Source organism: Lentzea pudingi (assembly GCF_014646255.1).
GTDB lineage: Bacteria > Actinomycetota > Actinomycetes > Mycobacteriales > Pseudonocardiaceae > Lentzea > Lentzea pudingi.
This window is the reverse complement of record NZ_BMNC01000006.1, coordinates 475,073-498,347: the sequence shown is the minus strand read 5'-3', so window position 1 is coordinate 498,347 and position 23,275 is coordinate 475,073. Positions and strand designations below refer to the sequence as shown.

The 23,275-nt window shown below is 71.8% G+C and carries 11 protein-coding genes and 1 pseudogene; 7 read left to right on the top strand and 5 right to left on the bottom strand.

The genetic code is table 11. From position 1 onward, the window contains the following. Positions 1-2: 2 nt before the first annotated feature. From IEY88_RS24250 to IEY88_RS24240, 3 genes are read left to right on the top strand one after another with little or no spacing between them, the layout of a single operon-like run. Entirely contained in the window at positions 3-12,128 is a 12,126-nt protein-coding gene (locus tag IEY88_RS24250; protein WP_189157093.1) for a non-ribosomal peptide synthetase, read from the top strand. Beyond that, on the top strand, positions 12,128-13,318 hold the full coding sequence (locus tag IEY88_RS24245) for a serine hydrolase domain-containing protein (RefSeq protein WP_189157092.1): 1,191 nt from the start codon (positions 12,128-12,130) through the stop codon (positions 13,316-13,318). The genes IEY88_RS24250 and IEY88_RS24245 overlap by 1 nt, the downstream gene beginning before the upstream one ends. A gap of 14 nt (positions 13,319-13,332) precedes the next feature. Further along, a complete protein-coding gene (locus tag IEY88_RS24240; RefSeq protein WP_189157091.1) occupies positions 13,333-14,601 on the top strand; it encodes an MFS transporter in 1,269 nt (422 codons plus the stop codon). A gap of 54 nt (positions 14,602-14,655) precedes the next feature. Here the strand turns inward: IEY88_RS24240 and IEY88_RS24235 are convergent, their stop codons facing one another. After that, entirely contained in the window at positions 14,656-16,173 is a 1,518-nt protein-coding gene (locus tag IEY88_RS24235) for an ArnT family glycosyltransferase (RefSeq protein WP_189157090.1), read from the bottom strand. 333 nt (positions 16,174-16,506) lie between these two features. On the opposite strand from IEY88_RS24235, the gene mppP reads away from it, so the two are divergent. From mppP to IEY88_RS24215, 4 genes are read left to right on the top strand one after another with little or no spacing between them, the layout of a single operon-like run. Then, positions 16,507-17,640, top strand: coding sequence for an enduracididine biosynthesis enzyme MppP (mppP, locus tag IEY88_RS24230; protein ID WP_189157089.1), 1,134 nt, complete (start codon positions 16,507-16,509; stop codon positions 17,638-17,640). Then, entirely contained in the window at positions 17,637-18,830 is a 1,194-nt protein-coding gene (locus tag IEY88_RS24225; protein ID WP_189157088.1) for an aminotransferase class I/II-fold pyridoxal phosphate-dependent enzyme, read from the top strand. The genes mppP and IEY88_RS24225 overlap by 4 nt, the downstream gene beginning before the upstream one ends. After that, on the top strand, positions 18,827-19,627 hold the full coding sequence (gene mppR, locus IEY88_RS24220) for an enduracididine biosynthesis enzyme MppR (protein WP_189157087.1): 801 nt from the start codon (positions 18,827-18,829) through the stop codon (positions 19,625-19,627). The genes IEY88_RS24225 and mppR overlap by 4 nt, the downstream gene beginning before the upstream one ends. Positions 19,628-19,676: 49 nt before the next feature. Further along, on the top strand, positions 19,677-20,684 hold the full coding sequence (locus tag IEY88_RS24215; RefSeq protein WP_189157086.1) for an SAM-dependent methyltransferase: 1,008 nt from the start codon (positions 19,677-19,679) through the stop codon (positions 20,682-20,684). Positions 20,685-20,829: 145 nt separating this feature from the next. On the opposite strand, the gene IEY88_RS24210 is transcribed toward IEY88_RS24215, so the two are convergent. The 4 genes and pseudogenes from IEY88_RS24210 to IEY88_RS24195 form a co-directional block, all read right to left on the bottom strand. Beyond that, positions 20,830-21,138: a winged helix-turn-helix domain-containing protein gene (locus IEY88_RS24210; RefSeq protein WP_189157085.1), complete on the bottom strand. Its 309-nt coding sequence runs from the start codon at positions 21,136-21,138 to the stop codon at positions 20,830-20,832. After that, on the bottom strand, positions 21,135-21,971 hold the full coding sequence (locus IEY88_RS24205) for a hypothetical protein (protein WP_189157084.1): 837 nt from the start codon (positions 21,969-21,971) through the stop codon (positions 21,135-21,137). The genes IEY88_RS24210 and IEY88_RS24205 overlap by 4 nt, the downstream gene beginning before the upstream one ends. A 107-nt stretch (positions 21,972-22,078) precedes the next feature. Beyond that, a pseudogene (locus IEY88_RS24200) lies at positions 22,079-22,720 on the bottom strand (SAM-dependent methyltransferase); the annotation flags it as partial. Positions 22,721-22,804: 84 nt separating this feature from the next. After that, a complete protein-coding gene (locus IEY88_RS24195) occupies positions 22,805-23,086 on the bottom strand; it encodes a hypothetical protein (protein WP_189157083.1) in 282 nt (93 codons plus the stop codon). Positions 23,087-23,275 lie beyond the last annotated feature (189 nt).

The following is a 23,275-nucleotide window of genomic DNA, read 5'->3' as shown; positions in this document are numbered from 1 at the left end:
TTGTGGACACCTCGACATCCCGCGCGAAGCGAATCGCCGCGCTGCCCGCCCACGTCCAGGAAGAGCTGCGGCGCCGGCTGGCCGGTCAGGCGCCGCAGCCGCGCGCCTCCGACGACGTCCCGCTGGTCCCGCGTGACCGGCCGCTCCCGCTTTCGCCCGCGCAGCAACGGCTCTGGTACCTCCACGAGGTCGATCCGGACAGCGTGGAGTTCACCTCCCTGCGGGTGCTGCGGTTGCACGGCGACCTCGACGAGGTGGCGCTGCGCCACGCGCTCACCGGCCTGGTGGCCCGGCACGAGCCGCTGCGCACCCGGTTCGGCGCGGTGGACGGCCAGGGGGTCCAGCTCGTCGGCCCCGCCACCGAGGCCGAACTGCCGGTCGTGGCCTGCCGTCCCCGGCCGGGCCAGAACCAGGAGGACGCCCTGGGCGAGCTCCTCGAGGCAGAGGCGCGAACCCCGTTCGACCTGCGTGCGGCAGCTCCCTTCCGCGTCCGGCTGATCGCGTTGTCCACAGTGGACCACGTGCTGGTGCTGGCCATGCACCACATCCTCACCGACGGCTGGTCCATGGGCGTGATCGCGGACGAGCTGACCGCCGCGTACGCCGGGCAGGAGGTGCCGGCACCGGCGGTGCAGTACGCGGATGTCGCTGCCTGGCAACGCACCCGCTCGTTCGCCGCCGACGAGGAGTACTGGGCGGGGCAACTGGCCGGGCTGCGGCCGGTGGACCTGCCGGCCGACCGGCCGCGGCCGCCGGTCCGCACGTCCGCGGGAGACGCCCACCGGTTCACCGTGGACGCCGCGACGGTGCAGCGCCTCGGCGAGCTGGCCGCCGGGCACCGGGCCAGCCTCTTCATGGTCCTGGTGGCCGCGGTCCAGGTGCTGGTGGCGCGGTACAGCGGTGCCGGGGACGTGGCGGTCGGCACCGCCAGGTCCGGCCGCAACCGGGTGGAGACCGAGCGGCTCGTCGGCTTCTTCGTCAACACCGTGGTCCTGCGCTCCCGCATCACCGAGCAGCGCTCGTTCACCGACCTGCTGCGCGAGGTCCGTTCCACCGTGCTGGACGCCTTCGCCCACGACGAGCTGCCGTTCCAGCGGCTCCTCGACGTGCTGGCCGTGGAGCGCGATCCGAGCCGGTCGCCGCTGACCGATGTCGTCGTGAACCTGCAGAACGCTCCGGCGGGGGAGTGGGAACTGCCGGGGCTGCGCGTCGAGGAGCTCACCCCGCCGCTGCTGTCGGCCAGTTCGGACCTGGCCCTCGACTTCTTCCCGGACGGACAGGGCCTGGCCGGGTTCCTCACCTTCAACTCCGGCCTGTTCGACCTCGCCACCGCCCGCCGGATGGCCCGGCACCTGGGGAACCTGCTGTCCGCGATCGCGGCCGCCCCGGACACCCGGATCGCCGACCTGCCCGTCCTGGACGCCGACGAGCTGGTCCGGATGACCGAGCAGTGGCCCGTCGCCGGTGCCGCGGCGGACCCGGTCACCGCCGGTGACCTGTTCGCCGCCCGTGTGGCCGAGACACCGCTCGCGACTGCCCTGGAGTGCGGCGGCACCACCCTGACCTACGCGGAACTGGACGCCAGGGTCAACCGCGTCGCCCGGCTGCTGATGATGCACGGCGCCGGACCCGAACAGGTCGTCGCGGTCGCACTGCCCCGCTCGGTGAACCAGGTCGTCGCGGTGCTCGCCGTGCTGCGCAGCGGTGCCGCCTACCTGCCCCTGGACCCGGCATACCCGCAGGACCGCCTCGAGTACATGGTGCGCGACGCCCGGCCGGTGCTCGCCATCGCCGGCGGCGGCATGGGCAAGGTCCTGCAGGGGGTGCGGCTGATCTCCTTCGGTGCCCCCGAGATCATCGGCACCCTCGGCAAGCTGTCGGGTGCCCCGGTGCGCAACGAGGAACTGCGACCGGACCACCCGGCCTACCTGATCTACACCTCCGGTTCCACCGGGCGCCCCAAGGGCGTGGTCGTCACGCACGCCGGTGTGCACGGCCTGGTCCGCGGCCAGGCCGCGCGGTTCGCGGTGCGGCGGGACTCGAAGGTGCTGCAGTTCGCGTCGCTGAGCTTCGACGCCGCGTTCTCCGAGCTGGGCATGGCCCTGTTCACCGGTGCCGCGCTGGTGGTCGCGGACGCCCAGGACCTGGTGCCGGGTGAGGCGCTGACCGGTCTGGTCGCCCGGCACCGGATCACCCACGTGACGTTGCCGCCGACGGCGTTGCGCGTGCTGGACCCGGCCGCGTTGCCGACCGTGACCACGCTGGTCGTGGCCGGTGAGGCCTGTCCGCCCGCGCTCGTGCCGGTGTGGGCGGCCGGCCGTCGCATGATCAACGCGTACGGCCCGACCGAGGCCACCGTGTGCGCCGCGATGAGCGAACCGCTGTCGGACGGCCCGGTGGTCCCCATCGGGCGCCCGTTGCCCGGTACCTCCGTGCGGGTGCTGGACGCCGCCCTGCGCCCGGTGCCCGCCGGGGTCGCCGGCGAGGTGTACCTGTCCGGCCCCGCACTGGCCCGCGGTTACCTCGGCAGGCACGCGCTCACCGCGCAACGGTTCGTCGCCGACCCGTACGGCGCCCCCGGGACCCGGATGTACCGCAGCGGTGACCGGGCCCGCTGGTCGGCCGGTGGCGAGCTCGAGTTCCTCGGCCGCACCGACGACCAGGTGAAGATCCGCGGCTACCGGATCGAGCCCGGCGAGGTCGAGAACGTCCTCCACGGCCACCCCGGGGTCCGCGGAGCCGCGGTGGTGGTCCGCCCGGACGCCCAGGGTTCGCCGCGCCTGGTGGCCTACGTGGTCGGTGACCTCGGCGCGGCGGAGTTGAGGGACCACGTCCGGCGGCACGTTCCCGAGCACATGGTGCCCGCGCTGTTCCTGGTCCTCGAAGCCTTGCCGCTCAACCAGAACGGCAAGGTCGACCGCGCGGCGCTGCCCGAACCGGTGGCCGTGCGGGACGTCGAGCCGACCGCCGCCACCACACCCGCCGAACAGGTCCTGGCCGCGATCTGGGCCGAGCTGCTCGGTCTGCGCGAAGCCGGTGTCCACGACAACTTCTTCGAACTCGGCGGCGACTCCATCCTCGGCCTGCAGGTCGTGGCCCGCGCTAGGGACGCGGGCTGGACGATCACCGCCAAGCAGACCTTCCTGCACCAGAGCATCGCCGAACTGGCCGCCGTCGCCGTGCCGGTCACCACCGTCCAGGCACCGGTGCGGGAGGTCGTCGGCGAGATCACCCAGCTGCCCATCCAGCACTGGTTCTTCGCCGAGCTCGCCGAGAGCGTGGACCGGTTCAACCAGTCCGTGCTCGTCGAACTGCCCGAGGAGCTGGACCAGCGAGCCTGGCTGACCGCGCTGTCCGCCGTGTTCGCCCGGCACGACATGCTGCGCGCCCGCGCGGTGCACGACGAGAACTGGCGCCTGGAGATCCCCGCGGACGCCGACCCCGCCCTGCTCGCCCAGGCCGCGCACCACGTGGTCGACCTGTCCGCCGTGGCTGATCCGGACCGGCGGGTCGCGGCGGAGGTCGAGCGGGCACAACAAGGGTTCCCGCTGGAGAGCGGTCCGCTGGTGCGCAGCCGGGAGTTCCTGCTCGGCGCGAACCGGCCGCCGCTGCTGTACCTGGCCGTTCACCACCTGGTCGTCGACGGCGTGTCGTGGCGGGTGCTGCTCGGCGACCTGGACGTCGCCTACCAGCAGGCCCTCGCCGGCACGCCGATCGACCTCGGCCCCCGCACGACCTCGTTCGCCGAGTACGCCGCGGCCCTCGCCGAACTGGTGCACACCGGTGCCCTGGACGGGGAACTCGAGCACTGGCGGGCGGCCGGGCGGACCGTCCGGCTCCCGGTGGACCGCGAGGGTGACAACACCGTGTCCGGTGCGGCCACCGTCCTCGTCCGCCTGGACGAGGCGGAGACCGGTGCTCTGCTGCGCGATGTCCCCGGGGCGTACCGCACGCAGGTCAACGACGTGCTGCTCAGCGCGCTCGGCACCGCGCTCGTCGAGTGGACCGGTGGCCGGGTGGCCGAGATCGCCCTGGAGGGCCACGGCAGGGAGGAGATCTTCCCCGGCGCCGACCTGTCCGCCACCGTCGGCTGGTTCACGACCCTGTACCCCGTCTCACTGTCCATTCCGGACGGTGACTGGGGCGCGGTGCTGAAGTCCGTGAAGGAACAGCTGCGGGCGGTTCCCGGCGGCGGCATCGGGTACGGCGCGCTGCGCTACCTCGGCGACGCCATCACCGCGGAACAGGCACCGGAGGTGAGCTTCAACTACCTGGGCCAGATGCACGCCGGCACCGGGAACTCACGGCTCTTCGGCACGCGGCTGCCCGTCGAGGGCGCCGAACGCGCCCCCGGCCAGGTTCGGCCGCAGCTCGTCGAGATCAACAGCGTCGTCTCCGAAGGCAGGCTGGACCTGCACTTCACCTACTCGAGCCACCTCCACGACGAGGCGACGATCCGGAAGCTCGCCGACCGGTTCGCCGAGGCGCTGAAGGAGATCATCGCGCACTGCGCGTTGCCGGAGTCCCGCGGGCGCACGCCGTCGGACTTTCCGTTGGCGAATCTGGACCAGTCCGCGGTGGACCTCCTCGCGACCTCGGGGATCGAGGACGTCTACCCGCTGAGCCCTGCGCAGGCGGGCATGCTCTTCCACTCGCTCGCCGGCACCGGACGCGACATGTACACCGGCCACTTCGGGCTCCGGCTCGCGGGAGTGTCCGATGTGGACGCGCTGGCGGCAGCCTGGCAACGGGTCGTCGACCGGACACCGGTGTTGCGCACCTCGGTGCACTGGCAGGACGTGGCGGAGCCCGTGCAGCTGGTGCACGCCTCGGCCGTCCTGCCGATCGGGCTCACCGATCTGCGCGCCCTCGGCCCGGCGGACAGGGACGAGGAACTGGACCGCCGCTGGAACGAACGCCGCGCGGGCGAGGTCGACCTCGGCACCGCGCCGCTCCTGCAGGTTGACATAGTTCGGCTCACCGACGACACCGTGCAGCTCTACTGGTCGGTGCACCACATGATGGTGGACGGCTGGAGCTTCGCCGCCGTGCTCTCCGACGTGTTCACCGAGTACGCCATCAGCACCGGCCACAGCACGCCGGACGCCAGGGTCAGGCGGAGGCCGTACCGCGACCACATCGCCTGGCTTTCGGGCCAGGACCAGGAGGAGGCGGAGAAGTACTGGCGCCGCGTGATGTCCGGGTTCGCCGTGCCCACCCCGCTGCCGTACGACCGGTCGCCGGTCAGGGTCCACGGCTCCCGCACCACGCAGGACACGCGGCTCAGCCTGTCCGCCGGGGACTCCCAGCTCGTCTACGACACCGCCCGGCAGGCCCGGGTCACGGTGAACACCCTCGTCCAGGGTGCGTGGGCGTTGCTGCTGGCCAGGTACGCGGGGGAGCGGGAGGTCTGCTTCGGGGCCACCGTCGCCGGACGCCCCGGTGACCTGCCGGGAGTGGAGTCGATCATCGGCCCGTTCATCAACACCGTGCCCGTGCGCGTCCGGCTGGACGACCGCGCCGAGGTCGTCGACTGGCTGCGGGACCTGCAGCGCGACCAGGTCGAGTCCCGGCAGTACGAGCACGTCGCGCTCAACCGCATCCAGCGCTGCAGCGACGTGCCCGGTGGCACCGACCTGTTCGACAGCCTGGTGGTGTTCGAGAACTACCCGTACGACAGCGAGGCCGCAGCCCGGTTCGGCCTGAGCACCGGCACGTACCTCGGAGAGGAGCACACCAACTACGCGCTCACCGTGACCGCCTACGCCGACCGCGAACTGCACCTGTCCATCGGCTACGACCCGGCCCTGTTCGACCGGGCCACCGCGGAACGCATCGCCGGGCACCTGGGCACGGTGCTGCGGGGCATCGCCGAGAACCCCGGCAGCGCGGTCGACGACCTGCCGCTGCTCACCGAGGAGGAGACCGCCCACGTCCTGGTCCGCTGGAACGACACCGACGCCGAGTTCCCGGCGCCCGAACTGGTCCACACCCGGTTCAGCGCACGCGCCGCACTGCACCCGGACCTCCCCGCGGTCAGCGACCAGGCCGAGGAGCTCAGCTACGCGGAGCTGGACCGCCGGTCGGGGCGGGTGGCGAACCTCCTGCTCTCCCGGGGAGTCCGGCGCGGCGACCTGGTGGGCGTGTCCGTCGGACGGAGCGTGCACGCGGTGGTGGCGCTGCTCGCGGTGCTCAAGGCGGGGGCGGCGTTCGTGCCCCTCGACCCGTCCTACCCCGCGGAACGCCTGCGCGTGATGATCGAAGATGCCGGGCTCGCCGCGGTGGTCACCGAGCGGGCGCGCGGCCACGAGGGGGAGATCGACCTCTCCGAGGCGGACCTCGACGCCTACCAGGACACCGTGCCGCGGCAGGACATCGCGGCCGACGACCTCGCGTACGTCATCTACACCTCGGGTACCACCGGCCGCCCCAAGGGTGTCATGGTCGAACACCGGCACCTGCACCACATGATCGAGTCCTGGGACCACCGGTACGGCATCCGCGAGCTGGCACCGACGGTGTTGTCGGTGTCCAGCCTGTCCGTCGACCTGTTCATCTCGGACTTCGTGCTGGCGTGCCTGCACGGCGGCCGCATGGTGATCTGCGCGGACGACCAGGTGGATGACCCGGCGGCACTGGCCGGGCTGATCCTGGACTGCCAGGCCCAGCTCATGATCACCGTGCCCTCGCTCGCGAGGGCGATCGTGGCCGAGTTCGGCTGGCGCGGCACCCGGCCCGAGTCGCTGCGGGTCCTCATGGTCGGCTCGGAGGGCTGGCACGTCGACAGCGCCGTCGAGGTCTCCGCCGGGCTGCACCCGGACACCGCGATCGTCAACTGCTACGGCTCCACCGAGACCACCGTGGACTCCACCACGTTCCAGCTCGGCACGGACCCGCTCGGCGAGTCCGCGTTCGTCCCGGTGGGACAGCCGATGGCGAACACCCGGATCTACGTCCTGGACGCCCGGCGCCGGCCGGTGCCGGCCGGGATCACCGGTGAGTGCTACATCGGCGGCGGCGGGGTCTCCCGCGGCTACCTGAACCGGCCGGAGCTCACCGCGGAGCGCTTCCTCGACGACCCGTTCGTGCCCGGCGGCCGCATGTACCGCACGGGCGACCTGGTGCGCAGGCGTGCCGACGGCAACCTGGAGTACCTCGGCCGTGCCGACGACCAGGTCAAGGTCAGGGGCTTCCGGGTGGAACTGGGCGAGGTCGAGACCGCGCTGCGCCGCCACCCCGGCGTCGAACGGGCCGCCGCGGCGGTCAGGCCGGACGCGGCGGGGACCGCTCGGCTCGTCGGTTACCTGGTGCCCGCGGCCGCCGGGGTGCCGGAACCCGCCGAGCTGCGCGCCTTCCTCGCGGACAGCCTGCCGGGGCCCTCGGTGCCCACCGCGTTCGTGGTCCTCGACGAACTTCCGCACACCCCCAGCGGCACGGTCGACCGCCGGTCCCTGCCCCACCCCGAGACCCCGGTGGACACCGGAAAGCCCTACGTGGAACCGGGTACCGCCACCGAGCACGTGATCGCCGGCATCTGGCGGGAGGTGCTGGGCGTGCACAGGGTGGGCATGCTCGACGACTTCTTCGACCTGGGCGGCGACTCGGTCCTGGGCATCCGGGTGATCTCCCGGATCCGCACCCGGCTCGGCGTCGCGCTCTCGCCGAGACTGCTGTTCGACGCACCGACGGCGGGCGCGTTCGCCGCTGCTGTGTCCACAGTGGACGCGGTCGGCGCCCATGTGCCGATCACCCGGGCCGACCGCTCACGCCCGCTGCCGTTGTCGCACACGCAGCGACGGCTGTGGTTCCTGCACGACTTCGCACCGGACAGCGCGGAGTACAACACCGTGCTGGCCCTGCGGCTGACCGGCGACCTCGACGTCGCCGCGTTGCGCCGGGCGCTGGCCGGACTCGTGCGCCGCAACGAATCCCTGCGCACCGTCTTCGGCGTCGACGACGGCGTGGCCTTCCAGGTTCCCCTGCCGTCGGCGGATCTGCCGTTCACGCTGCTGGACCTGTCCGAACTGGACGCGGTGCAGCAGCGGCGGCGACTCGACGAGGTGATGCGGCTGGCCGCGTCCGAGCCCTTCGACCTGCGCACCGGTCCGCTGCTGAGGGTCCTGGTGGCCGGGCTGGGCGCCGCTGACCACGTCGTTTCCCTGGTGATGCACCACATCGCCACCGACGGCTGGTCCATGGGCCTGCTCACCTCCCAGCTCGCCGAGTTCTACGCCGCCGCCGTCCGCGGCGAGGTGCCCGACGACGAACCACGCGGCCTGCAGTACGCCGACTACGCGGCCTGGCAGCAGCGCGAGCTCGCCGGTGCCGAACTGGACCGCCGGCTGGAGGTCTGGCGGGCGCGGCTGGCCGGTCAGGAGCCCCTGGACCTGCCCACCGACCGGCCACGACCGGCCGTGCGTTCCTCGGCGGGGGCGATGGCGAGGCTCGACCTGCCGGGCGATCTGCTGGCGGGGCTCAAGGACCTGGCCCGAGCCCACGACGCCACGCTGTTCATGGTGCTGGTCGCCGGAGTGCAGCTCCTGCTCGCCAGGAGGGCTGCCCAGGACGTGGTGACCGTCGGCACCGCCACCTCCGGCCGGGACCGGTCCGAGGTCGAGGACGTGGTCGGCTTCTTCGTGAACACCGTGCCGTTGCGGTCCACAGTGGACGAACGGGGATCGTTCGCCGAACACCTGGGCCGGGTGCGGGCCACCGTGCTGGAGGCCTTCTCCGCCGAGCTGCCGTTCGAGCTGCTGGTGGACGCCACCGGCGCCGAGCGCGACCTCAGCCGCACCCCGGTGGTGGAGGCCATGGTGGTGCTGCAGAACGCGCCGGGCGGCCCTGTCACCCTTCCCGGGCTGCGGGCGGAGGAACTGACCTTCGTGGCCGACGAGGTCGGGCACGACCTGATGTTCGACTTCATCGAACGCGACGGCGGGCTCCTCGGCGGTCTCGGCTACAGCACGGCCCTGTTCGACCCGGCCACCGCGGAGGGGCTGCTGGCCGAGCTCACCGTCGTGTTCCAGCAGGCGGTGGCCGGCCCGGAGCGGCCACTGCGCACCCGTCCGGTGCTACCGGAGCGGACGGAGCACCTGGTGCTGCGCGAGTGGACGGCGGCCGCACCGGTCGTCGCCGACGGCACGCTCACCGGTCTGCTGGCCGCTCAGTCCACTTCGGACACCCCGGCGTTGCGGTGGGACGGCGGCGAGCTGAGCCACCGTGAACTGCACCGCCGCGCCACCGCTCTCGCCACCGGCCTGGTGGCGCTCGGTGCGGGACCGGACGCCGTCGTCGGCGTGTGCGCCCAGCGGGGGCCCGGCCTGGTCGTCGGCCTGCTGGCCGCCCTGTACGCCGGGGCCGCCTACCTGCCTCTCGACCCGGACTACCCGGAGGAGCGACTCGCTCACATGGTCGCCGACTCGGGCGCGGCGCTGGTGCTGACCACCTCCGACCAGAGGGGCAGGTTCGCCGGCCGCACCGTCGTGGCTCTCGACGAGGAGCACGCACCGGCGCGGGTGGAGCTGCCGGAGGTGAGGCCGGACAACCTCGCCTACGTCATCTACACCTCCGGCTCCACCGGCCGTCCCAAGGGCGTGATGGTGACCCACCGGGCCATCGCGCACCGGCTGGCCTGGGCGCAGCGGCACTACGGGTTCGGCCGGAGCGACCGGGTGTTGCAGAAGACCTCCGCCAGCTTCGACGCCTCGGTGTGGGAGTTCTTCCAGCCCCTCGTCGCCGGCGGCGTGCTGGTGCTCGCCGCACCCGGAGGGGACAAGGATCCGGAGTACCTGGCGGAGGTGGTCCGGCAGGAGCGGATCACCACCGTCCAGTTCGTCCCCACCATGCTGCGCGCCTTCGTCGAGGAGTCCCACGGCCACACCACCCTGCGGCACGTGTTCGCCGGCGGCGAGCCCTTGCCCGCGGACCTGCGGGACCGGGTGATCGACGTGCTCGGTGTGCCGCTGCACAACGAGTACGGCCCCACCGAGGCCGCCATCGGGGTCGCACACGCGGCCACCGAGCACGGGGCGGACCGGGTCCTCATCGGACCGCCGTTGCCCGGCAGCCGGTTGTACGTCCTGGACACCCACTTGCGCCCGGTCGCGCCCGGAGTGCCCGGTGAGCTGTACATCGCCGGGGTCCAGCTGGCTCGCGGTTACCACGGCAGGCCGGCGCTCACCGCGGATCGGTTCGTGGCCTCGCCGTTCGGTGAACCGGGTGAGCGGATGTACCGCACCGGCGACCGGGTGCGGTGGACCGCGGACGGGCAGCTCGACCACCTGAGCCGCACCGACGACCAGGTGAAGTTCCGGGGTTTCCGCGTCGAGCCGGGCGAGATCGAGGCCGTGCTGCAGCAGCATCCCGACGTGCACCGCGCTGTGGTCGTCGTGCACGAGGACCGCTTGGTGGCCCACGTCCAGCCGGCGGTCGACGGACAACGGTTGCGCGCTTCCCTGTCCGAGCGACTGCCCGCGCACCTCGTCCCGTCGGTGTTCGTGCCGATGACGGACGTGCCCCTGTTGCCGAACGGCAAGGTGAACAGGCGGGCGCTTCCCGCTCCGGACCTCGGCGCCGCCGCCGGCACCACCGGCCGGGTCGCGCCGAGCACCGCGCTGGAGGCGTTGCTCGCCGAGCTCTGGGCCGGTGTGCTGCAGGTCGACCCGGACCACGTCGGGGTGCGGGACAACTTCTTCGCCCTCGGCGGTGACTCCATCCTCAGCATCCAGCTGGCCTCCAGGGCCAGGCGGGCAGGACTGCGGGTCACCACCAAGGATCTGTTCCTGCACCAGACGATCGCCGAGCTGGCCACGGTCGTGCGGGCGCCCGGCGAGGAGGCCGCGCCGGCGGACACCGGACCGGTCGACGTGCCGCTCACGCCCATCCAGCACGAGTTCTTCGCCACGCACCCGTTGCGGCCGGAGCACTTCACCCAGTCCACACTGCTCGAGCTGCACTCCACAGTGGACCCGGAGCGGCTGTGGTCCGCGCTGGACACGGTGACCGTCCGGCACGACGCCCTGGCTCTGCGCTTCGAACGGACCGGCGAGGGCTGGGCGCAGAGGTACCGCCCGGACGCCGTGCGCAGCCGGCTCGAGGTGCACGACCTCGGCGAGGTGCCCGAGGAGGAGCTGCGCGCGGTCATGCACGAGCACGCGGTGCGCGCGGAGCAGAGCTTCGACCTGGCGGAGGGGCCGCTGCTCACCGCGCTCTACTTCCGTCGCGAGCGACCGTTGTTGTTCCTCACCGCCCACCACCTCGTGATCGACGCGGTGTCGTGGCAGGTGCTCCTGGAGGAACTCTCCTTGAGCTACGAGGGAGCGGAGCTTCCGGCGCCCAGCAGCCCGTACCGCACCTGGGCCACCCGCCTGCGTGAGCACGCTCTCGCGGGCGGCCTCGACGGTGAACGCGAGTACTGGGGCGCGCTGCCGGCGCCGGTACCACTGCCGGTGGACGAGGAGGTGCCACCGTCGGCGGGCGCCGCCGCGGTCATCTCCACCGAGCTGACCGAAGCCGAGACCGAGCGGCTGACGAGGAAGGTGACCGGCCGGTTGCGCAGCAGCGTGGACGCGATCCTGTTGTCCGCCGTCGCTTCCTCGCTCTCCCGCTGGACCGGTGCCCGCGAGGTGCTGGTCGACCTGGAACGGCACGGCCGGGAGGACGTGTTCGACGAGGTCGACCTGTCGGCGACCGTCGGCTGGTTCACCGGCAAGTTCCCGGTGGCGCTGACCGTGCCCGGGACGGCGGACCACGCGGCACTCGTCCGGCACGTGCGCGGACAGCTGCGCCGGGTTCCCGGCAACGGCCTGGGCTACGGCGCTCTGCGGTACCTGACGCCGGACGGGCCGCGCGGGGAGCGGGCCGAGGTGGTGTTCAACCACCACGGCCAGGTCGACGGCCGCTCCGGAACGGGCACCGGGTCGCTGATCGCCGGTGTCGCCGAACCGATCGGTCTCGACCACGCGCCGGAGGAACGGTTGCCGCACCTGCTCGAGGTGGTCAGTGCGATCCACGGTGGACGGTTGAGGCTGCATTGGCACTACGCGGCGAACACCCATCGCCGCGAGACCGTGCAGGCCGTCGCCGACGACGCGCTCCGGGTGCTGCGCGAGATCGTCGGTGATGCCTGATGCTCGGCGAACTCCTGGAGCGGCACCAGGTCCCGGGCGCCCAGCTGGTGGTCCGGCGCGGCGGCGAGACGACGGTGTCCGCCGCCGGGGTGCTCCGCCTCGGCGGCGACCCGGTGACCGAGGACTCGGCGTTCCCGCTGGGCTCGATCACCAAGCCGGTCACCGCGATGCTGGTGATGGCCCTGGTCGAGGACGGTGAGCTGGACCTGGACGCCTCACTGGAGGAGCACCTGGGCCCGGTTCACCGCGACCGGACGGCGCGGCAGCTGCTCAGCCACACCGCCGGACTGCCCGCCACCCTGCGCGAACAGGACGAGACCCTCAGCCGGGCCCGCTGGGCGGCGCGCTCGCACGAGGCGCCGTTCCCGCCGGGCGGCCAGTTCTCCTACTCCAACGCGGGTTACGTGCTGGCCGGCCACCTCGCGGAGGTGATCACCGGGATGACCTGGAGGGACGCGGTGAACGCCATCGTGCTGGAGCCCCTGGGCATCACCCCGGCGGCCGCGGTCGCCACCGGGCACACCGTCCGAAGTGGAGCGAGCACCGTGGCGCTCGACGGATCGCCCGGCCCGGCGATCGAGGACCCCGCAGGCGGACTCGCGTTGAGCGCGGCTGATCTGGCGTCGCTGACGGGAGGGTCCGGGCCGATGTGCGAGGACCAGCTGACCGGGATGCCGATCGGACCGTTCGGCATGGCCGACGGCTGGGGACTCGGCTGGGCCCGTCACCGGTCCTGGTGGGGGCACGACGGCACCGGCGACGGCACCTCCGCCCACGTGCGGTTCGACCCCGGCACCGGGGACGCGGTCGTGCTCACCACGAACGCCGGCACCGGACCGCGGCTGTGGCAGGCGTTGCTGGAACGGTTGGCGGACCAGGGGATGGCGGTGGGTGACCACCCCTTCTCCTCCCTGCCCGGCGCCGGTGACCCGGTGCCGCCGCCGGCGGGAGCGGCCGGTCGCTACGCCAACGGTGACCTGGTGCTCGACGTGACCACCACGTCCACCGGCGACCTCGCGCTGGCACTGGGAGGCCGGCCCTACGCCGGGCTGACCTGCTTCGCCGGCCGCCGCTTCCTCGCCACGGAGCTCACCTCCGGCCGGATGACCTACGCCGGCCGCTTCATCACCGGTGCCGGCGACGGCATCACGCACGTGCAGATCTCCGGTCGCCTGTCCCGCAAGCTCTAGAGGGGAAACCAGTCATGTCGGACGGTGCCGCACCGGACGTCCCGCTGTCCAGGAACAGGAACTACCACATCCTGTGGAGCGGGCAGCTGTTCTCCGAGTTCGCGAGCGAGCTCATCCTGATCGCCTTCCCGCTGCTCATCCTCTCGATGGCGGGTTCCCCGCTGCAGATGGGCGTGGCGTCGTCGGTCCTGGCCGTGGCCACCATGTCCGCCGCCGCTCCCGCCGGGGTCCTCGCCGACCGGTGGGACCGCAGGAAGATCATGCTGATCTGCCAGGCGTTGCGCGCGCTGGCCGTCTCCAGCCTGGCCCTGGCGCTGTACCTGGACTCCTACACGTTCGCCCACCTGCTCGCCGTGGCGGTGCTGGAGGGCGTGCTCGGATCGGTGTTCCAGCCGGCCGAGCAGGCGGCGCTGCCGAGCGTCGTGCCCGCGTCGCAGCTGTCCGCCGCCGTGGCCCGCAACGCCGCCAGGCCGTTCCTCGCGATGCTGCTCGGCCCGATCGTCGCGGGCTACCTGTTCGCGCTGCACCCGATCAGCCCGTTCCTGGCGGACGCCGTCATCCTGACGATCTCCTTCGGCACCATGCTGTTCCTGCGGCTGCCCCGGACCGCGGACGCGGGCCGGGACGCGGTCGCCGAACCCCCGGCCGGTTTCCGGGGGCAGTTCACCGAGGGGCTGCGGTGGGTGCTGCGCAACAGGGTCATCCGCACCACCATGGCGTGGGCGGTCGTCGCCAACATGGTGTTCTCGGCGTTGCTGATCATCATCCTGGCGATGTCCGAGCAGGACGGGGTCGGGGCGGGCCAGATCGGCCTGATGATGGCCTGCTTCGGTGCCGGTGGGATCCTCGGCGCCATCGCGGCGGGATGGTTGCACGACGCGGTGAAGCCCTCGGTGGTGGTGATCGGCTTCAGCTGGATCCTCACCGTCGCAGTGGCGTTGATGACCGTGGTGCCCACCGGCGTGCCCCTGGGCGCGCTCCTCGGTGCCGCCGCCTTCTTCGCGCCGGTGGCCAACACCGTGGTGCTGACCTACCAGATCACCACCACGCCCGACGAGCTCCGGGGCCGCCTCTCCGGCCTCGTGGCCCTCGCCTCCGGTGCCGCCGCGGCACTGGGGCCCCTGATCGGCGCCTTCCTGCTGGGCGGTCTCGGTGACGGGCGCAAGGCCGTTCTCGTCTGCGCGGGCGGACTGCTCCTGGTGGCGCTGGCCTCCACCGCCAGCCCCGTCCTGCGCCGCTTTCCCGCGGTCAAGGCTCTCGAAGAGGAGCCCGTGTCCGCCTGATCCCGGCAACGACGAAGGCCCTGCCGCGTGGCAGGGCCTTCGTCGTGAACGGCGTCAGAACGTGCCGGTCCAGTGGAGCTTCGGCCACGTCCGGGCCCAGGTGTCCTTCGGCCCGCCGCAGACCAGGACCTCCTTGTCCTGGTTGATGTTCGGCAGTGCGAAGGTCAGCCTGCCCCGGACCTCGCAGGAGTTGAACAGTTCGCCGAAGGTGCCCTTGTCGACACCGATCGCGATCACGAGGGTCTTGTCCTCGTCCGGAACGCCGAAACCGGCGTAGGAGTTGTTGCCGCTGTAGGCCTTGGGCAGTCCGGCGCCGTACCGGTCCACCGCGCCCGCCTGGCTGTAGTCGTGCCCGTAGATGATCGTCTTCGGCTTGTCCGCCTCCGGCAGCCGCTCGTAGACGGCGGCCACCTGCGCGGTGAGCTCCTCGGCGCCGGTCTGTCCGGTCTGCACCTCGCCACCCAGCCCCGCCAGCACCGGGTTGTCCAGATAGGACTGGACGGGCAGCACCGGCAGCACCACGATCGCGCCCAGGGCGGCGTTGGCCACCACCGCGACCACCAGGACGGTCTGCTTCACCCTGGTGCGCGCCCACCGGACCGCCGGCACCGCGCCGATCGCCACCAGGGCCACGAGCATGCCCTCGTTGTAGCGGGGGAATCCGCCCAGCGCCAGCAGCAGGACGACGATCAGCAGGTAGGCCACTCCGATCGCCTTGTACGGCCGCCAGTCCGGGCGCCGCAGCAGTGCCACCAGACCGCCGATCCACACCGGAGCCAGCAGCAGCCCGGCGAACAGGAACTGGCCGATGACGAAGCTGATCGCGGTGTTCACGCTCGGCCCGCCGGACAGCTCCCCGGCCACGGTGAACTGCGGCCAGCCGTGACTGGCCTGCCACAGCAGCGCGGGCGCCGCGATCGCCAGCCCGAGCGCGACGCCGAACAGCAGGAACCGGTCCCGCAGCAGCGAGCGGCCACCGGTGAGCAGCAGTCCGCCGAGCAGGCCCAGCACCAGCAGCACGACCAGGTTCTTCGACTGCATGCCGATCCCGGCGACCAAGCCGATCCCCAGCCACAGCCGCGAGTCCCGCGTGCGGATCAGCCGGATCACGAGCCAGCAGATGGTCAGCCACACCAGGTGGTCGATGGCTGTCGGGTGCAGGGTGTGCCCCGCGGCGAGAGAGCTCATCGCACCCCCCGCGGCGGCCGCCGCGAGCACCTGCGCCGCTCCGGCGCCGCCCAGTTCCCGCGCGATCAGACCCGCGACCACCACGCCGGCACCGGCCAGCACCGCGGGTACGACGCGCAGGGCGGTGACCGTGTCGCCGAAGAGCGCCGTCTGCACGGCGGCCAGCAGCGCCACGAGTGGCGGCTGGTCCTCGTATCCCCAGTCCAGGTTCCGCCCGGCCACCCGGAAGTACAGCTCGTCGAGGTAGTAGCCGTGCCGGGGAGCCAGCACGAGCAGCAGCGCGGTCACCGCACCGCCCACCGCGACCAGTGCCGGCCAGCGCACCACCGGTGCCGCGGCCGGCGTCGGAGTGTCCGTCCCAGTGTGTTCCTGTGTGATCGACATCGTCCTCACTTCGTCCCGGTAGTCCGCGACGGCCAGTATCCGAGGCGTCTTCCGGACGGGTAAGGAATTTCGCTGCTGGTTCAAGTTCGACCGGTGCAGTTTGACCGCACGGGAAATGTCCCAGGTGAGTCGGCCCTCCGGTCGTCGATCCCGGTCTTTTGCCAGCTCGTGACGGTCGTGGGCCTGTTAGCGTTGCGTCGTCCTATCCCGGTGGCCGACTAGGCGACCGGTGAGTTCAGCACTGGGGGAATGGTATTTCGTTCCTGCGCTGGGCTCCAAGCAGCTTGATTCTCGTGCCCATTCCCAAAGGTGCTTGTGAACGGAATCCACGCAATGACTGTCACCACGAGTTCTTCCGCTGAGCTGGGCAACCTGACCCAGTTCGAGTACCTGGCGCTCAACAGCCCGCTGAACCTGTCGGACGGCCACGCCCGCCAGGCGCTCACGTCCAGCCAGGTCCGGATCATCGACGACCTGCCCGGCCTCTGGGCCGAGGCGGTCAAGCTCCCGGTGGAGGAGGTGGAAGCCTCGGCCAAGCAGGCCTACTTCGAGCTGCTCGGCCAGTCCAGCTTCCCGTCCGGCCGGGTGCTGAGCTGCTACTCCTCTTCCGTGGCAATGGAGATCTTCGCCCGGTCCCTGGCGACCGAGGTGGACACCATCGGCCTGATCCACCCGACGTTCGACAACATCCCGGACATCCTGCGCGGTGTCGGCCTGCGCCTGGTGCCGGTGGAGGAGGACGCGCTGCACGCGGGCGACCTGCCCGGCGAGCTGCTCTCCCAGCTCGGCTGCGTGTTCGTGACGACGCCGAACAACCCCACCGGCCGGGTGCTGCCGGCCGAACGGCTGCGCCGGCTGGCGGAGCAGTGCGCCGAGCACGACGTCGTGCTCACCCTCGACACCTCGTTCCGGGGCTTCGACACCGACGCGCACTACGACCACTACGCGATCCTGCGCGACAGCGGCTGCCGCTGGGTGGTCATCGAGGACACCGGCAAGCTGTGGCCCACCCAGGAGCTGAAGATCGGTTTCCTGGTGTCGTCGGAGAACGTCGGTCTGCCGGTGCGCGAGATCTACTCGGACATCCTGCTCGGCGTCTCACCGGTGATCATGGGGATGATCCGGCGCTTCTCCGAGGACGCCGCCGGCGGTGGCCTCGCCGAGCTGCACCAGTTCATCGCCCGCAACCGGTCCGTGCTGCGGTCCGTGCTCGCCGGCGTGCCCGGTGTCAGCTTCCCCGACACCCACAGCAGGGCCAGCGTCGAACGGCTCCACGTCGGGGACCGGCAGGGTCTCGAGGTGTGGTCGAGGGTGCAGGACTTCAACGTGTTCGTGCTGCCCTGCCAGAAGTTCCACTGGGCCCGCCCGCACGAGGGTGATCACCTGCTGCGCATCGCCCTGTCGCGCTCCGAGTCCGCGGTGCGGGGTGCGGCCGAGGCCCTGCGCACCGTGTTGTTGCAGGGATGAGCGTCCTGCTCGCCCGGCAGGACACCGCCGGGCCGTCCTCGCACGACCGGCACTGGCGGGCGGGCACGGTCCAGGCGGTGTCCCCGCCCGGCACCGCGGATCTCGGTCCCGGCTACCTCGAACCGGGCCTGCTGCCGGTCGACCTGATCGGCGAGGCCTACGCGCGGATGGTGCCGGAGTTCGGTGCCGCGGCACTGAGCTACGGCGAGAACCGGGGCGCGCTGCCGTTCCGCGAGGCCGTCGCCGACCGCGCCACCGCACTCGACGGAACGCCCTGCGCCGCGGAGAACATCCTCGTCACCGCGGGAAGTTCGCACGCCCTGCACCTGCTCGGCACGGCACTGGCCGCTCCGGGACAGCAGGTGCTCGTCGAGCGGACCGGGTACGACTTCGGCCGGGCCGTGCTGCGCGACTGCGGCCTGGTCCTGCGTGAGGTCGCCACCGACGCGGACGGCATCGTGCCCGAGGCGCTGGACGAGGCGCTGCGCACGGCGGCGGGGCAGGTGGCGTTCGTCGTGCTCACGCCGACCTTCCACAACCCGACCGGCACCGTCATGCCGCTGCGGCGCCGGCTCGCGGTGCTGGAGGTGGCCGCCCGGCACCAGGTGCTCCTCGTCGAGGACGACGCCTATGCCGAACTGGACCTGGACGGCACCGGTGTGCCGCCGTCGCTCGCCTCCCTCGCGGGGCAGCGCGGGGTGGTGCGGCTGCGGACCATCTCCAAGGTCCTCGGTCCCGGTCTGCGCCTGGGCTGGCTGCAGGCCGACCGGACGGTCGTCGACCGGCTGGCCTCCCGCGGCCTGCTGGTCAGCGGCGGCAGCGCCAACCACACCTGCTCGCTGGCCGTCGCGACCCTGCTGCGCGACGGCGGGTTCGACCGGCACCTCGACTGGCTGCGCTCCCGGCTCCGCGACCGTCGTGACGCCCTGCACGGGGCCGTCACCGAGCACCTGCGGGGAACCGTCGAGGTGCGGCGGCCGCAGGGCGGCTTCTTCCTGTGGCTGGAGGCGGCACAGCCCGAGCCGGTGTTGCTCGCCGCCGCCCGGGAGTGCGGGGTCGTCGTCGCCGCCGGCTCCCGGTTCGGCCGCACCGGCACGCCCGCGGTGCGCCTCTCCTACAGCTTCAACTCACCGTCGCTGCTGCGTGCCGCCGCCGCCCGGCTGGCAGCCGCCTGGAAGGGAACGTCATGATCGACCAGGGGCTGTCCGGCTACAGCCTGCCGTTGTCGCCGTCCGGCCGGTCCTCGATGCTCACCCCGCCGCCGTGGCACTTCTCCGGCGACATCCTCATGGTGGACTACCGGGTGAACCCCGAGGCCGCCGCCGCGTTCCTGCCGCCGGGGCTCTCACCCGGCAGCGATCCCGGCGCCGCCGCGGCTGTTTTCGCGCAGTGGCAGTGGACTTCGGCAGACGGCGCCGAACTCGCTGATCCGCAGCGCGCCCAGTTCGGCGAGTTCCTGCTCCTGCTCGCCTGCGAGTTCCGGGGCGAACAGCTCGCGAGGTGCCCGTACGCCTGGGTCGACCGCTCGGTACCGCTCGTCCGCGGCTGGCTGCAGGGCATGCCCAAGCAGTTCGGCGAGATCCACCAGACCCGTCCGGCGTCCGTCGGCAGGGCCGGTCCGCGGATCTCGCCGGGGGGCCGCCTCGCCGGATCGCTGTCCGTGCTGGGCCGCCGCGTCGCCGAAGCGGCCGTGACCCTGCGGGCCGAAGCCGCCGAGCCGCCGCGCCTGCACACCGTTCCGCTGGCGCACAACCGGGTCATCCCGCCGTGGCTGCCGGACGAGAAACCCGTCTCCGAGCTGGTGGCGTCCGTTGTGGACGGTGTGGAGTTCTCGCCGGTGTGGTCCGGAGACGCCGAGCTGACCCTGTTCGACGACCTGCCCGCCGATCTCGCTGACCTGAGGGCGCTCGCGCCGATCAGCGTGGGACAGGGGCACTACTTCTCCTACGCCGAAACGCTCCACGGTGGGCGTGCGCTCGAATCCTGAACCGACCCGAACGTCCGAGAACTTCCACGAACGATGACTGGGGCACATTGTGACTGCGGAACTCCTGGAAACGCAGCGCCTGCTCAGCGCTGCCGAAATCTACAACTCGACATTGGCGTCGTGGGCCATCAGTGCCGCCTGGGAACTGGGTGCCCTCGACGAGCTGAACGAGCACGGCAAACTGGACGCCATCGAGTTCGCCACCCGCAAGAACCTCGACCCCGCCTCCACCGTGGGCATGTTCGCCGCCCTGGCGAGCGTGAAGGCGGTGCACAGGGACGACACCCTGGTGTGGGTCGGCCCGAACTTCGAAGAGGTGGAGAGGTACCGGTCGATCTTCCACTGGCTGGCCCGGGGCTGCTCCGGCCTCTTCACCGAGATGCCGTCCGTGCTGCGCAACGAGAACCGGCACGGCGAGGACTTCTACCAGCGCGACGCCGGTGCGATCAGCTTCGCCTGCCGGGAGATCAACGGCCGGTTCTGGGACCCGACCTTCTGGCAGGTCATGAACGGGATCGACTTCGAGTTCACCCACGTCGCCGATCTCGGCAGCGGCAGCGCGGCCCGCCTGATCCAGATCCTCGGGCGTTTTCCGGGAACCACCGGTCTGGGCATCGACATCGCCCAGGGCGCGCTCGACTTCGCGGCCGGCGCCGTCGCCGAGGCCGGGCTGTCGGACCGCATCTCGTTCGCCCTGGACGACGCCCGCAACCTGACCGCGAAGCCGGAGTACGAGAAGGTCGAGCTGCTGACCTGCTTCATGATGGGCCACGACTTCTGGCCCCGCGAGGACTGCGTCCGCAACCTGCGCAACCTGCGCGCGCTGTTCCCGAACGTGCGCAAGTTCCTGCTCGGTGACGCCACTCGCACGGTCGGGATCGCGGACGCCGACAAGCCGGTGTTCTCGCTGGGGTTCGAGGTCGGCCACGACATGATGGCCACCTACATGCCCACGATCGACGAATGGCTCGGTGTCTTCGGAGAAGGCGGCTGGAAGCTCGACAAGATGCACCGGATGGAGGTTCCCGCCGCGTCGGTGATCTTCGAGCTGAGCTGATCGAGGGCCGAGAGGGTTCTCGCGGGCGAGATGCCACGAGAACCCTCTACGGCTTTCTTGCCGAGGTCCGCCTGGCCGGCCCGACGGTTCGGTCCACTGTGGACCGGTTGGGTCCGCTGTGCCGGAACACGCCGCGGCCGGGCTGTCACGCCCTGCCGTGGCGTTCCAGCAACGCCCGCAGCGCGGCCATCTCGGCGGCGAGCGCCTGGCGTCCGGCGGCCGTGACGCTGACCCACGTCTTCGGCCGCTTGCCCTCGTACCCCTTCTCGATCACGAGCAGCCCGGCCTCCTCCAGCACCGCGATGTGGCGCGAGAGGTTGCCGGCGGTGAGGCCGAGGGTGGACTTCAGGTACGCGAACTCCACCCGCTTCACCTCCGCCGCGATGGTGAGGATGCCCAGCCGGTGCCGCTGGTGGACGACGTCGTCGAGCGCCGCTGTCGGGTGCTCCGTCACGACGAGGCCCGGCCGGCCACCAGGGCGCCGAGCCCGCCCAGTACAAGGGTGGCCGCGAGCAGCAGGACGCCACCGGCGCCGCCCAGAGCGTCGTTCTCCATGGAGAGATTGTTGACGATCAGCACGCAGGTCGTGAACACCACTGCGATCACCGAGCACAACACGCTGCGTTCGATCCACGCCAGCGTCACCAGGCCCAGCGCGATCGCCATGAACTGGGCCCCACCGGCCATCCCGAGGTCGACGTCGACGTCGGGCAGTTGCAGCAACGACAACGCCACCGACACCAGCAACAGGCCGAGGGGCACGAACAACGGCCGCCACCGCCGTGCGCGGAAGCAGAGCAGCGCCAACCCCAGCAGCACCGCCATGACGACCGCGGCGACGAGAATCGTGGGGTAGAAGAGCGTGTAGTGCAGGATCACGCTGGTGCTCAACGGGATTCCGAACAGCACGGCGACCAGTCCGAACAGCGCGACCTGGACGTACGTGCCGGTCGGCGTCTCCACACCGACGCGCCGTGCGCGCCACCGGTACCACCACACGGTCGCGAGCACACCGACGAGCAGCGCTACGAGCCAGTACAGCGCGAGCCCGAGCGGATGCACCATCTCAGTCTTCAACCTGAGGTGCACCAACGGGTTCATCCACCAGCCGGGCCCGCCGTCGACCAGGTGGTCGGTCGGGTTCGGGTCAGCCTGTGAGAGCGGCAGCGACACCAGCGTCAGGACGCCCATGAGCAGCAACGGGAACCAGTACCCGTGGCGGTCGTCGCGGGCGCGTTTGCGCAGGCCGGCCAGTTCGTCGAGCAGTTCGCCCGGATCACTTGCCATCTTGTTCCCCCAAACGTGACTGTGATGCAGTTAGGTTTGCATTGCAAACCTGACTTGTCAACGGGTCGGCACACCGACGGTTGGACGTCCGTCCTCGCCGCCGCTGGTCACCGGACCCAGGTGGAAGCGCGGACGTCCTTCGTGGACTCGAGCCTGGTCGCGGCGGCGAGCCAGGCGGCGGGCACCGGGGCGACGGACCGGCCGTGGCCGATCGCGGGATCCACGCCCGCGTGGACGCGCGCCCGCGAGCCTGCGGCGCCGAGCCAGTCCTCGAGGTCGTCGCGCGCCGCCGTGAAGACCACCCCGTGCCTGGCCAGCCCTTCCCGCACCTGTGCGCCCTGCTCGCCGAGCATCGAGACCTGCAGGTGTTCGAGGAGCAGGTGACTGCCGGACGCCGACAGCGCGGTCACCTCGGCCAGCACCGCGTCGCCCTGCGCCGGAGTGAGGTACATCAGCACGCCCTCGACGAGCCACGCGGTCGGCTGCTCCTCGTCGAACCCGGCCGCGCGCAACGGTTCCGTCCAGTCCGCGGTGAGGTCGGCGGCCACCCCGACGCGCTCGCAGGCCGGTGTCAGGCCGGAGCGCGCGACCAGTGCGGTCTTGAACTCGGTCATGCCCGGCAGGTCCAGCTCGAACCAGCGGGTGCCGGGTGGGCACGGCAGGCGGGTCGTGCGGCCGTCGATGCCGGCGGCGAGGGTCACGACCTGCCGCACGCCGCTGTTCAGCGCGTCCACGACCCGGTCGTCGAAGAACCGCGTGCGGTCGTGAGGCCTCGACGTGTCTCACCCAGGCGGTGTAGAGGGCGGTGTGGCTCAGGCCGTCGGCCGGGATCGTCATCGGCTCAGCTCCGATCGGAACGTGGCGGCCAAGGCACGGGTCAGGTGTCCGCGGGCGCGTTCCTCGTCGGTCATCCGGCCGCCTTCGTGGTTGAGCGTCCAGCTCGCCCGCCGTGCGGACGTCGACCACTCGCGCAGGTGTCCGCCCAGGTCGCTGTCCGGGGTGACCACGACGGGTTCGCCCGCGGTCGGCGCCGCGGCGAGTCCCGGGGTGCCGCCGAGGTGTCGCCCAGGAGCGCCGTGGAGGGCGTCCGTCCACGACAGGTCGTGCAGTCGCACGTGAACCCCCCGATCCGCGGTCCGTACGGGATCAACTGATAGCGCCTGCGCACCTGGTTGTCGACGCCGAACGAGTGACGCGCGTCGCCCTCTTCCGATTCGGCTCGGCGACGACCCACCGCCTAGGGTGCTGCATGTGTCGCAGTGCGGGCCCGCCCGGATGCCTGGGTGCTTCCACGAGCGCGGTCG

What these genes read in the sequence shown, in the direction of transcription:
- IEY88_RS24235 (WP_189157090.1), bottom strand. Translation starts at nt 16,173, where the DNA reads ATGTCGATCACACAGGAACACACTGGGACGGACACTCCGACGCCGGCC.
- IEY88_RS24205 (WP_189157084.1), bottom strand. Translation starts at nt 21,971, where the DNA reads ATGGCAAGTGATCCGGGCGAACTGCTCGACGAACTGGCCGGCCTGCGC.
- mppR (WP_189157087.1), top strand. Translation starts at nt 18,827, where the DNA reads ATGATCGACCAGGGGCTGTCCGGCTACAGCCTGCCGTTGTCGCCGTCC.
- IEY88_RS24225 (WP_189157088.1), top strand. Translation starts at nt 17,637, where the DNA reads ATGAGCGTCCTGCTCGCCCGGCAGGACACCGCCGGGCCGTCCTCGCAC.
- IEY88_RS24245 (WP_189157092.1), top strand. Translation starts at nt 12,128, where the DNA reads ATGCTCGGCGAACTCCTGGAGCGGCACCAGGTCCCGGGCGCCCAGCTG.
- IEY88_RS24240 (WP_189157091.1), top strand. Translation starts at nt 13,333, where the DNA reads ATGTCGGACGGTGCCGCACCGGACGTCCCGCTGTCCAGGAACAGGAAC.
- mppP (WP_189157089.1), top strand. Translation starts at nt 16,507, where the DNA reads ATGACTGTCACCACGAGTTCTTCCGCTGAGCTGGGCAACCTGACCCAG.